This is a genomic window from Marinobacter guineae (genome assembly GCF_002744735.1).
Taxonomy (GTDB): Bacteria; Pseudomonadota; Gammaproteobacteria; order Pseudomonadales; family Oleiphilaceae; genus Marinobacter; species Marinobacter guineae.
Map to the genome: position 1 here is coordinate 1,364,995 of NZ_KZ319340.1, position 11,320 is coordinate 1,376,314.

Annotated in this window: 17 protein-coding genes; 15 read left to right on the forward strand and 2 right to left on the reverse strand. The window is 54.5% G+C overall.

Annotated features, from left to right (window positions below; all coding sequences use genetic code 11):
* Positions 1-3: 3 nt before the first annotated feature.
* Both CLH62_RS14270 and CLH62_RS14275 read left to right on the forward strand, forming a co-directional pair.
* Positions 4-627 (forward strand): hypothetical protein, encoded by a 624-nt coding sequence (locus CLH62_RS14270; RefSeq protein WP_099618790.1) that lies wholly within the window; start codon positions 4-6, stop codon positions 625-627.
* Complete coding sequence (locus CLH62_RS14275; protein ID WP_099618791.1) at positions 620-1,720, forward strand: MBL fold metallo-hydrolase; 1,101 nt, start codon at positions 620-622, stop codon at positions 1,718-1,720. The genes CLH62_RS14270 and CLH62_RS14275 overlap by 8 nt, the downstream gene beginning before the upstream one ends.
* A gap of 3 nt (positions 1,721-1,723) precedes the next feature.
* Here the strand turns inward: CLH62_RS14275 and CLH62_RS14280 are convergent, their stop codons facing one another.
* Positions 1,724-2,383, reverse strand: coding sequence for an XRE family transcriptional regulator (locus CLH62_RS14280; RefSeq protein ID WP_099618792.1), 660 nt, complete (start codon positions 2,381-2,383; stop codon positions 1,724-1,726).
* Positions 2,384-2,547: 164 nt separating this feature from the next.
* Here CLH62_RS14280 and CLH62_RS14285 point away from each other — a divergent pair, with 164 nt between their 5' ends.
* The 13 genes from CLH62_RS14285 (at position 2,548) to CLH62_RS14345 (ending at position 10,663) form a co-directional block, all read left to right on the forward strand.
* Positions 2,548-2,751: a hypothetical protein gene (locus CLH62_RS14285; RefSeq protein ID WP_041646358.1), complete on the forward strand. Its 204-nt coding sequence runs from the start codon at positions 2,548-2,550 to the stop codon at positions 2,749-2,751.
* The gene (locus CLH62_RS14290) at positions 2,748-3,026 is read left to right on the forward strand and encodes a hypothetical protein (protein ID WP_099618793.1); all 279 of its coding nucleotides are present in this window, start codon (positions 2,748-2,750) and stop codon (positions 3,024-3,026) included. The genes CLH62_RS14285 and CLH62_RS14290 overlap by 4 nt, the downstream gene beginning before the upstream one ends.
* Positions 3,023-3,550 carry a hypothetical protein gene (locus tag CLH62_RS14295; RefSeq protein WP_099618794.1) on the forward strand — a complete coding sequence of 176 codons (528 nt, stop codon included), beginning with the start codon at positions 3,023-3,025 and terminating at the stop codon, positions 3,548-3,550. Before CLH62_RS14290 ends, CLH62_RS14295 begins: the two co-directional genes overlap by 4 nt.
* A complete protein-coding gene (locus CLH62_RS14300; protein WP_099618795.1) occupies positions 3,547-3,813 on the forward strand; it encodes a hypothetical protein in 267 nt (88 codons plus the stop codon). The genes CLH62_RS14295 and CLH62_RS14300 overlap by 4 nt, the downstream gene beginning before the upstream one ends.
* Positions 3,814-4,160: 347 nt before the next feature.
* On the forward strand, positions 4,161-4,457 hold the full coding sequence (locus tag CLH62_RS14305) for a hypothetical protein (RefSeq protein ID WP_099618796.1): 297 nt from the start codon (positions 4,161-4,163) through the stop codon (positions 4,455-4,457).
* Between the two features lie 39 nt (positions 4,458-4,496).
* On the forward strand, positions 4,497-4,739 hold the full coding sequence (locus CLH62_RS14310) for a hypothetical protein (RefSeq protein ID WP_099618797.1): 243 nt from the start codon (positions 4,497-4,499) through the stop codon (positions 4,737-4,739).
* Positions 4,736-4,999, forward strand: coding sequence for a hypothetical protein (locus CLH62_RS14315; RefSeq protein ID WP_099618798.1), 264 nt, complete (start codon positions 4,736-4,738; stop codon positions 4,997-4,999). Before CLH62_RS14310 ends, CLH62_RS14315 begins: the two co-directional genes overlap by 4 nt.
* Positions 5,000-5,019: 20 nt before the next feature.
* Complete coding sequence (locus CLH62_RS14320) at positions 5,020-5,289, forward strand: hypothetical protein (RefSeq protein ID WP_211285747.1); 270 nt, start codon at positions 5,020-5,022, stop codon at positions 5,287-5,289.
* 118 nt (positions 5,290-5,407) lie between these two features.
* Positions 5,408-6,733, forward strand: a complete 1,326-nt coding sequence (locus CLH62_RS14325) for a hypothetical protein (protein ID WP_099618799.1) — start codon at positions 5,408-5,410, stop codon at positions 6,731-6,733.
* 5 nt (positions 6,734-6,738) lie between these two features.
* Positions 6,739-7,059, forward strand: a complete 321-nt coding sequence (locus CLH62_RS14330) for a DUF2523 family protein (protein ID WP_099618800.1) — start codon at positions 6,739-6,741, stop codon at positions 7,057-7,059.
* 13 nt (positions 7,060-7,072) lie between these two features.
* On the forward strand, positions 7,073-8,287 hold the full coding sequence (locus CLH62_RS14335) for a zonular occludens toxin family protein (RefSeq protein ID WP_099618801.1): 1,215 nt from the start codon (positions 7,073-7,075) through the stop codon (positions 8,285-8,287).
* 130 nt (positions 8,288-8,417) lie between these two features.
* Positions 8,418-9,683, forward strand: a complete 1,266-nt coding sequence (locus tag CLH62_RS14340; RefSeq protein ID WP_099618802.1) for a hypothetical protein — start codon at positions 8,418-8,420, stop codon at positions 9,681-9,683.
* Positions 9,680-10,663: a phage integrase gene (locus tag CLH62_RS14345; protein WP_099618803.1), complete on the forward strand. Its 984-nt coding sequence runs from the start codon at positions 9,680-9,682 to the stop codon at positions 10,661-10,663. The genes CLH62_RS14340 and CLH62_RS14345 overlap by 4 nt, the downstream gene beginning before the upstream one ends.
* A gap of 14 nt (positions 10,664-10,677) precedes the next feature.
* Here the strand turns inward: CLH62_RS14345 and CLH62_RS14350 are convergent.
* Positions 10,678-11,320: hypothetical protein (locus CLH62_RS14350; protein WP_211285749.1), on the reverse strand; the 643-nt coding region annotated here is incomplete at its 5' end.

Below are 11,320 nucleotides of genomic sequence, written 5' to 3' on the forward strand. Positions count from 1 at the left end.
GACATGGAAACAATTATAAGAGTTGTTGATCCTAACTTCTTTTCAGGTAGTTCTTCTGGCGACTATGAGGGATCTTCATTTGGCGTCAATAATGAACTGATGGATTCAGACTTGAATTCGTTTCTTACTGCTAGCGGTGGCCTGATTAAAGAAATTAGTACAAGTTCCTTTGATAAGAAGCTACTTCAGAAAGTCAGCTTTTTTAAGAATACATCGAACTTTATCGTAAGAAATAATCGTACAAAAGTACCTGTTCAGTATGAGAAAAATGTCTCAGAGCCACTGAAGAGAAGCTTTCATCTCCTGCAAACGTGGATTGGTTACGTTATTGCGGTTAATGATGGTGAATTCGTCGCGGTCATCAAAGATAAGACAAACCCATCTGCTCCAGATGAAGAAGTAACGATCTCAATTGATGAGCTTAGCCCTCCAGATCAAGATGCACTCGAGATCGGTGCTGAATTCTTTTGGACGATTGGTCGAGAAAAATCTCCTGCCGGAACTGTATCTAGGGTTTCTGACATTCGTTTGAGGCGATTGGTTGGCTTCCGGGATGCAGAAGTCCAATATGCGCAACTGAAAGCCAAAGAAATTTCTGATTTAGTCGGATCTCTCATGGATGACTGATCAAAAAGATGCTTGTCACAGTGCCAGTCTCACGCTCTTTGGCCCGGGTGTCGGAGAAAGTTTATGTTTGAATCTTGGTAATGGTGACTGGTTTATAATAGATTCGTGTTTAGATCCAAAAACTAAAAAGCCAGCGGCTATTCAGTTCATTGAGTCTCTGGGACTGGACCCTTGTGAGGTTGTCAAGGGAGTTGTGATTTCCCATTGGCACGATGATCATATCCGCGGAATGGCTGATATAGTCTCAATCTGTCGATTAGCGACGATCTTTATTCCGTCAGCACTTATGAAGGAAGAATTCATTGCTCTCGCTAAGGCCTATTCCGGGCACTGGCGTCAACCTTCAGAGCAGGCGTCCGGTGTTTCGGAATTGGCGAAAGTCATCGAACTGCTGACGCCTAGACTTAAAGCCGCAGGTAAGGATTCGTCTGCTACAAAGCCAATAAAGCTAATGAGTGATGAAACTCCTTTATATCGCAAAGATGGCGTTGAAATAGTTAGCTTATCTCCATCCTCGGATGCGATTCTTTCTGCAATGACAGAGTTTAATGAGGAGATCCAAAAAGGTCGTTCTCGTTCACGAATAATACCGAGGCCTCAGAGTAACTTATGCGCCTCAGCTCTGCATGTTAATTTAAAAGGCGTTGGCATTATCCTTGGTGCTGACCTTGAAACTCACTCCAACCAATTAATCGGTTGGAATGCTGTTGTCAATTCTCAAACGCGTCCGGACCTCAAGGCGAAATTCGTTAAAATTCCGCATCATGGCTCCATTACGGGTCATCATGATAAATTTTGGACTGAGTTAACAGAGGCCGATCCTGTCGGATTTTTGACTACTTTTTCAAGACAAGATCTACCAAGAACAGAGGATCTTAAACGCTTATCTGCCCTAACTTCTAATCTGTACTGTACAACCGTTCCTAAGAGTGTTCGTATTCCCAAGCGTGAACGTGAGGTCGAGCGCCAAATAGAACAGGTTGCTAAGAGCAGGCGGCTTGTTTATTCCCGTACTTTGGGTCAAATCACTCTCACGCTAGATGAAAATTTTGAATTTAGCGTTGACCTTAATGAAGCGGCTATGAAGGTTTAAGCTTTAGAGGTCTTTTCCCACCCATACGACTTTACCAATCACATCTAAACCTTCCAAATCTGAAAGTGGTATCTCTTGCGGAGGATACTCTGTGTTGTCGCTCAGCAATTGAACCCCGTCGTTCCAAAGAGTTTGAATCCTTTTTACCAACAGATGGTCGCCGTTTCGAATCACGTAGATCTGTCCGTCCCGAAGCCTTTTTTCGCTGGTGTCCACCATCAGGGTCTCGTTGTCTGAGATCGTGGGCTCCATTGAATCTCCTTTGGCGAATACCAGAGCGAGATCATTCTCATTAAGTCCCCGGAATCTAAGCCATTTCCTTCTAAAAGCCAGCTCTCTGGTAGGTGTCTCATCGCCAGCAATTGATCCATGGCCAGCTGCTACCTGGACGTTGTATCCAGGTATCAACGCGAACTCCTCTTCAAATTGAGAATCTGATTTCGTCGGTTCTTTTCCCGTTGCAAGCCACTCAACAGAAACGCCTGCTGCCGCAGCGATGCGCAATAGATTGTCTAGGCGAGGCATCGCACCATTCAATATTGCTCTTAGGGTGCTGTCACCCATGCCTGCCTTTTGTGCGAAGCCGCGTGCTGACTGAGTCCCTATCAGCGCTTTTAACCTCTCAGCGAAGCCAGTTTCGTCAATGTTTTCTTCAGAACTCATGTCATGCCGCCTAATAAATCACGTAATTTAACAATTAATAGCGCAAAGTGCGCAAAAGAACGTTGACGACTCGAGCCGACTGCGCTAAATTTTGCTCATCATGCAATTAAACGCTCAATTATGAGCGTATAAACGTGCAAGTCAGTGTAGCAGAGTGCAAAACAGTGGACGAGCAAAAGCAAATCATTCTGATCGCAACCCCCGTCATGACCCAGGACCGCTACGCCCAGCTCACGGGCTTAACGGAAGGGCAGGTCAGGGGCCAGATCGAAAAAGGACATCTGCCTTCACTCAAAATCGGCCGGGTGCGCATGGTCAACATCGCTGCGCTCTCTCAACAGGCCCTGGACCAGGAGGACTGGCAATGACTCCGGACGTTCGCAACCAGAAGAAAACCATCATGCGCCTACGCTTCCAGCAAGCCTGTGAAGCCCACCAGGACGGTCAGTACGAGGAAACCGCCCAACGCGTCAGCGAGATCCATAAAATGGTGTCTTCCTATATGGGCGCCGATTCCGACCTCTACTGGTTCGGCCTCAACCTCACCATCACCTGGGGCGAGTTCTACCTCCAGGACGACACCCGCGACTTCAACGCCTGGGCTGTGGGGCAGGCCTGCACCGCACTGAGGGCCGCCGCATGAAATCAGCTCGCCTAGATGTTACTCGCAAGTTAACCAGCTTCGCCTTTCAGCGCCCGAAGACTGAGCCTCTCAAAGTGTTCGAAACCGGCTTGAAGGCCCTGAAAAGCGACGATGTGGACGCCGCTATTAAGTCCGCCGCTCGTTTGTTCGTGTTGGGCAAACTCCATCACCAGGTGGTCGCCCAGCGCCTGCACGGCCAGCTCACAAACCGGATTCTGGCCAAAGAAATCCGGGATAACGCTTTTGCCTTCCAGGGCCCTCGTCCGTCCTCTGCGCTCACTGCCCAGGCTCTGGAAGGCCTTTTTGACAATCTCCTGCACCGGCTAAGCCACCTGCAGGAAGTCCGCACCGACTACCCGTGCGACTACATGGCCCGCTGCAAGGCGGGATTCACCGACGCCTTGATCCACGAACTGGAAGCCAGTAACCACCACAGCCCGGCCTTTGACCGCCTCATCCAACTGAGGGACGCCTGGGACTGTGGCCACCTGGATCTTCCCAACGTCACGGAGACCCAACCATGAGCACCATCCCCCCAAGGCAGGACCAGGTGGAAGACAAAGAGCGCCGTTTCTACGTCTGCGCTCCGTCCTCCATCTACCTGCAACTTCAGCAGGAAGCCATCCAACGCGGCACCGACCTGTGGACCCTCGGCGGTTCCGTCCTGCGCGCCTGGCTGGAGGCTGGCTGCCCGACCTTTGGCACTCAGGACCAACCCCCTGAAAAGCCTTCGAGTCCGCCCCCGTCATCGTCACCACTCGCGCACGAAAAGGGGGCCGGGCAGTGACCGCTGCAAGGCTGGCGCGCAGCGCCAGGGCCGCAGGCCCCCTGGCCTTGTGGCGGGCTCTGGCTGGTCCACAGTGCGCACGAAGAGTGGTGAGGATGTCGGGGGAGGACGGCCGCCCCTTGATTCCGAACCATGAGCACAGGAGGCAAGCGGAGCGCGGCAGGCGACAGGGATCGTTACCCGTAAGGGTGGCCACCTTAGTGGCCAGGAGCGCAGCGAGTAGAGCCCGCCCCGAAGGGGTCGCAAAACACCAGATTCAACGCCCTTCCTGATTTCCAACCTGGAAACGGAAGACAACCAGCAACACAAGTAACAGCAACACCCAACGAAACCAGAGGACACACGCAATGGAAAACTACCTGAACCTCATGATCATCGGCGCCACCCGCTACGACATCGACGGCAACCGGGGCGGTTCCCTGTGGGCCTACTCCCCCGCTGAAGCGGATGACGACAACCGAGTCGGAAACGAAGTCATGAAAATCGCCTGCGACTGGAAGCACATCGACCAGCTGCGCAACCACGCCGAACGCCTCCCGGCCATGTTCACCGTCAAGGCCCAAATGAAAGCCGGGCAGGGCGGCAAGATCACCTTCAAGGCCCTGGAGCTCAAGCCCCAGGAACCCATCAAGAAAACCGCGTAACCAGGACACGCAAGGCTGTCGGAAAAGGAGATCTAAACCATGGTCGCAAAAGTCATACGCACCGAACTGGGCACAGAACGCCGCTGCACCAAGTGCAACGAGTACTGGCCCGAAGACTCCGAGTTCTTCTACAGCAGCAACGGGAAGATCCAGCAGCCCTGCAAAGCCTGTTACTGCGAACTGCCTTCCAGGAAAGCCCGGAAGGCCAACCAGGTGAAAGTGCAACGGATCAAACTGCCGCTGCACCTTCCCGCAAACATCAGCCTGAGGGCAAACGCGTGACTCAGGCAAACACCGTCCAGAACTACCAATGCACCGGCACGCTGACCAGCGAAGTCATCAACGGCAGCGCGGTCATGGGCTGCAGCGGCGGTACCTGGACGGTTCAACAGATTCAGCAACAAGACATCGAAACGGTGTTTGCTGAATACCTCTCGCCTGATCCTGAAATGATCGGCCTGGTGATGGGTTCGGCCCTGGTCTTCTGGGCCATCGGAATCGCACTGAGCCGGGTTGTCCAGGTCATGCGGAAGGTCACTTAAACCAAACCGGAGAAAACGCTATGTCTCAACTCATCGAAATGGAACAGCAAGAAAACGGCAAAACCTGGGGAATGGCCCGGGCTCGCTGGGGCCGCCGTGCCGCCAAACTCGGCACCGCCCTGGTGGCAGGCTTTGCAGCGGGTACCGCCGCCGCTGTGGACCACTCCGCCGCCATCGACGGCGCCTTCACCGACGGCTCCACCAACGTCACCACCGCCGTCACTGGCGTGATTGCCCTGGTCGCCATCGTGACCGGCCTGGGCATGATCGTCAGCATCCTGCGCCGGTAATGTTTACCGGAGTCCTCATTGGGGCCCTCTGGGCCTCGATGTTTGCCCTCGGATACAACGGCAACTAACGCAAACCCAGAGGGCCGGCCATCCGGCCCTCTTTCATTCGGTCACCGCCATGGCACGCATTCACCAACACCTGATCACCCTGGCCCTGTGCCTGCTCTCTGTTCCGGCGCTTGCGGGTTACGACTGGAAACATAACGGAACCTATCCCTATTCCACCGCGAACAGCGCCTGTGCTGCGTACTATTCCGAGGCCGGTCAGTCCTATCATCACCTCGACATCAAACAGACGAATTCCAACCCGGACGGATCGGCAAGCTACACCTGTGTCGCTTATAACAAGCTCGACCAATTTTTGGGCATCGTGACCATCTACAAGAACGGCGCCGAGTGCCCGGCCTTCATGCACGAACCCGACCCGGTTACCGGACGGCAGCCCGTCGGTGAATGTGGCTGTGAGCAAGGTTGGGTTGACGTTGGCGAGGGCGAGAACCCGCGATGCCAGCTCCAGGAAGAAAAAGAAGACTGCGCCGAAAAAGGCGAGTACTACGAACAGGGCGGATACTGTGCCCCGGAATGCGCCTCCGGTTCCGCCCTCGGAAGCGTCTGCCTGGATGACCCCACCTCCGAATGCACCTCGGAATCTGAGGATTACGTCGGCAGTATCGGGTTTGGTGACCAGCAATCCTCCGTCTGCGGTGATAACCAATGCCCCAACGGCGGGGACTATGCGTTCAAACAGGACAGTGACGGCAACTATCAGGCCCAGTGCCTGCCGGGAGACGCAAACCCGCCGAAATGCCCCTCCGGATCGGTGGTTGTCGTCGGTTCGGACGATACCACCTTCCAGTGCGCCCAGATCAACAAAGACCAGCCCGACGGCGAAACCGACAACCCCGACGGTGACAGTGATGGCGATGGAGAGGCCGACACCAACGGCATGGCCAAACAGCTCCAGGAAATCATCAAGAACCAGGAGGAAGGGAACAGCAACACCAACAACATCAACGAAACCCTCAAGGGCATCGGCAAGAACATTAAGGACGGCACCCAATCCATTACCGACGCCATCGGCAACATCCCCGGCGGAGGGGGCGGAGGCAGTGGTGATGGGACGGGTGACGGAGAAACCCCGGACCCTGTCACCTGGAGCGGTGAGCCCATCGACACCGAACTGACTGACCCGACCGAAGAGTACGACCAGGTCATGGCCGACTACCAGGCCAAGCTCAACGACATCAAAGGCGAAGTCCAGTCCATGTTCAGCACCAACCTGACCGGGGGCGGTTCCGTCGACGACAACACCAAAACCATCATGGGCGTGGACGTCAACTTCTCCCTGAATCGTTTCTTGCCGGGTCTCGACATCCTCGGGGCCATCGTCCTGTTCTGCGCCGCGTTCATCAGCGCCGGCATCCTGTTCACCTCAAGGGGGTAATCACCATGGAATTCATCGCCAACTTCTTCGACGCCATCTGGGCCTTCTTCGACAGCATCCCGGCCCTGATCGACGACTGGATGGTCAAGGCTGGCGCCTGGTTCGTCATCGCCGCCACCAAGGCCAAGATCGCCTTCATCGGCTTTAGCTGGGACGTCGCCCAGGAAGTCCTGAGCCAGCTCAACGTCTCCGACACCATCGAAACCTACTGGGGCCAGCTCGACAGCCAGGTGCTGGGCGTGGCCACGTACCTGAAACTCCCGGAGGCCTTCAACATGATCATCAATGCCAGAGTCACCCGCTACGTCATGGACGTCATCGGCTAAGGAGCAGTAACCCATGAGCATCGTCATCCACCACGGCCACCCAGGTTCCTACAAGTCCTTCGGCGTCCTCCAGCGCCACGCCATCCCCGCCCTCAAGGAAGGGCGCACCGTCGTCACCAACATAAGAGGCTTCGACTCACTCGAAAAAGTCGAGGACGCCCTGAACGAAACCCTCCCCGAAGAGGCGGCCATCCTGAATGTGAATACCGAAGGCCGGGACGAAAAGGACTACATGGCCCGCTGGTTCCACTGGGCCCCACAAGGCGCCATGGTCATCATCGACGAAGCCCAGGCCATCTACCCGGCCAAGCGCAAGGACTTCAAGCCGGAGAACCTGGATTACCCAGGCGGCGCTGACCAGGCCAAACAGGACGAACGCCCCGCCGACATGTTCGAAGCCTACGACATGCACCGGCACTACAACTGGGACGTCTTCCTGTGCACCCCGAACATATCCAAGGTCCACATGGACATCCGACAGGCCGCCCAGGTGGCCTTCCGTCATTACTCCATGGGCGAACTGCTGCCCTGGAAAAAGGGCAAATGGAGGGAGGTTGAACATGATCCGGAAAACAACGGCAAAGCCAAAAGCCATGCATACGGTGTCCCGAAAGAATACAAATCGGACCCAACGATCTTCGCCACCTACCAGAGCACAAAGACCGGCGACCATCAGTCCAATCAAGGACCCCAAAGCGTTTTTAAAGATAAACGCGTTGTGGGTTATCTTTCGCTGTCAGTTATTTCTCTACTGGTGTTTGCCTACCTTGCGGTCAGCATCTTCCAGAGGGAAAGAGCTTACAGCCCGGTTGATCCGGCGGATATTCAGAGTATCGATGCGGCTGGGCCTGATGCTCTGTCTGATGGTCGTGATGTCCGCGATCCTCAGGCTGATCCTGAGAACGGCGGTCGCCTAGCCCAGGACAGACACCCCCACCCCTTCCAGGATGCCGCCCTCAGAATTGCCGGCAACGTCAATCACGCCTACCTGTTCCACGGCCAGGATCGCCAGGGCGACTTCTCCCTGACCCAACGGGACCTGTTCAGCTACGGCTACCGCGTGCTCTACCTGCGCCCCTGCTACGCCCAGCTCTGGTGGGAAGGGGAAAAGGTCCAGGACATCTTCTGCCAGCGTGACCGCATAAGAGAACCCGACCCACGACCACAGATCGAGCCGGACACCTACGCGTTGCCCAACCCCTTAATGAAAGCCAAGGAAGAGGCGTAGCCCGCGGACGGCCGCGACGATGGCGAGGAGCGGCAGGGAGCGGGCGGAGCCCGGAGACGTCCCTGTAACACGTCTCATAGGAAACGACGACAGTCGATTTACAACCACAGAGAACCACAGTGAGCCACACATGACGATTCGAGACTTTGAACGCATCGATGTAGAAACCGGCGAAATCGGGAAAGGGAACCTGTTTATCGGTCCCGAAGGTCAGCAGGTGAACCTGGGCAAGGTCAACGTCCTCTGGACCGGCGTTGATACCGTCCGGCAATTGTTCCAGGGACGACTCAAACCGGAAATCCTCGCGGACATCGCCACGGAATACGAATCCGGCTACGACGCCACCTTGACCATCCGAAACATCCCGTTCCGGCTCCAGTCCGGTAGGCGAGGGGGGTTTAAATACATCCTGCAAAACCGGGAATACGGCCTGACGATCCTGCTCCAGAACTTCTACGCCGAAGCCGATACCCAGGGCACGCACGTCAAGATCGAAACGTCCCCCCGCTGGCTCTACGAACGCTCCAGCCAGGAGATTCACGACGAATTGGCAGAGTGGGGCATGTACTTCCTGAAAGGGATCAAACCCGTTGGCATTGCCCTACACCTGGCCGTCGACTTCCAGGGCTGGGAACCATCCCAGGATCTGCCGCAGCACTTCGTCACCCGCGCCAAAACCGTCAGCGTCCACAACGGGATCAGTGACCTGCACTTCAAGGGCCTGGAAGGCTCCACCGTCAACGGACGAGGCGAAACCTACACCTTCGGCAAGGCCAACAGCCTGCAGGTGTGCCTCTACGACAAATCCAGGGAAATCGACGTCTCCGACAAGCGTGCCTTCATGGAAAGCATCTGGGAATGCGCCAGCAACGAAGAGTGCTTCCCGGACACCTGCTATGACCCGGAGAAGCCCGTCTGGCGCCTGGAAATCCGGTTCCATCACCGGATCGTCAACGAGATCTCCCAGGGCACGCCCAACATGAAGCCCATCTACACCTTCATGGATGCGGTACCGCACCTGACCGGCCTCTGGAAATACGCCCTCCAGGGCAACCGCTACGAAGTCAGGCGGGAATGGGTACACCCCATCTGGACCAAGCTCCGGGAAGACATCGGCTTCGGCTATTCAGCCCCGGATCTGCTCTACAAACGCGCAAAAAAGGAACCCGGTTGCGGCAACGAAAAGAACGTCTCCCTGGCCTTTGGCAATCTCCTGTCCATATACGCACGCAACCGGTTTAACCCTCGTCAGGCCTGGGACTGTCTCAAAAAATCCGGACTCTGGGAGGACCTGTGCGCCTATTACCGGCGACGGGAAATCTATGAAAACGAGCTGTTCCAGCTCGTCCAGGATGGACTGATAAGACGACGACTGCTGACCAAGGTGGCCGCATGATCAAGAAACTACCGTCGGGACGATGGCAGGTAGACCTGCGCACGGATGGCCGTGGCTCTAAGCGCATCCGGAAAAGTTTTGATTCGAAGGCAGAGGCAAAGCGCTTCGAAACCTTCGTTTTGGCCAAGCGTGCAGAAGGGCGAGAGTGGAACCCGACGAAAGCCGACAACCGAACTTTGAAGCAGTTGATCAACCTATGGTTCAACGCGAAGGGTGTTCATCTGAAAGACGGTGAACGGAGAAAGCGGTGTCTCGATGCGATGGCCGAATTCATGGGCAACCCGATTGCTAGGACCGTAAAACCCGCATCCTTCCTGGCATACCGCGCCCATAAGATCCAGAAAGGGGCCAGCAAGAAAACGCTGAACAACCACCTGGGCTACCTCAACGCGGTCTACAACCAACTGCACCGGCTGAACGAGATCGACTACGAAAACCCCATCAGGAAGGTCGAGATGATCCGCCTGGATGAACGGGAGCTATCCTGGCTTACGGTCGAGCAGATCCGCCACCTACTCAAAACCATCGAGGAATTCAGCCACAACCCGCACGTCCACCTTCTAACAAGGATTTGCCTGGCAACCGGCGCAAGGTGGGGAGAGGCTGAGAATCTGCAGCTACGCCACGTCCAGGAGGGGAAGCTCACGTTCGTGAACACTAAAAGCGGAAAGTCGAGATCCGTTCCTGTGAGCAAAGAACTGTTTGAGGAAATTGGAAAGCATCTGAAAGAGCATGGATGTTTCAGCTTTTCGCTATCGGCGTTCCGGCGTGCACTTGATAGATCATGTATCGCGTTACCACCAGGTCAAGCTGCACACGTGTTAAGGCACACTTTTGCCAGTCATTTTGTCATGAACGGCGGGGATATTTTGTCTCTTCAACGAATTCTTGGCCATTCGTCTGTCGGTATAACAATGAGATACGCTCATTTATCAAAAGGTTATTTGAGCGCAGCCGTGGGCCTTGGACCCCGGTATTGAAAATGCTGCAGACTCTAGCGCTTAGCTTTGAGCGAAATCCTATTTTTCCATTCCTCTGGTGCGTGGGTAAGTATGGCAAGGGTTGCCCGGGGTGGTAGGTGGTGCTGAAGCACCGTTTCAACGATCGAGATGTCCTTTTTATTGATGTCGAGGTTGTGTTTGATGTCGAGAATTCTTCTTCTGAACATTGCCACGCCGTCGGGTCCCGGTTGTTTTAAAGAGCCCTCATCGTCCAAAGACTCCGAAATTGCATCTTCGAAGTTTTTGTAAAGTACGTACTCATTGATGAACCCGTTTACCTCTTTCTCTATGACAGTCGAATCGAAGTCTATGTTTTTTACTAACCCTGTTTCGAATAGGTATCTATGGAAATTCGCGCACTTTTCTAAGCCTAGACTTATAGTGCGATATCGGTTTGTAATCTCTCTGATAAATTTGATCTGATCGGAAAGAAGTTCATCTTTCTTCGACCTCTCAATCGGCATTATTACCAGTCCAACGTTCATCTCCATTGAAGCTATTTTGTGTTCAATCGTTTCTAAAGCAGCTTGTGATAACCGGAAATTTTCTTTCGATACCTCAGAGAGAATAGCATTCTTCATTGATTCAATTGCGCTTGAAATCGATTTGAGTGTCACTTCCAGCAAGCCTGCTTGA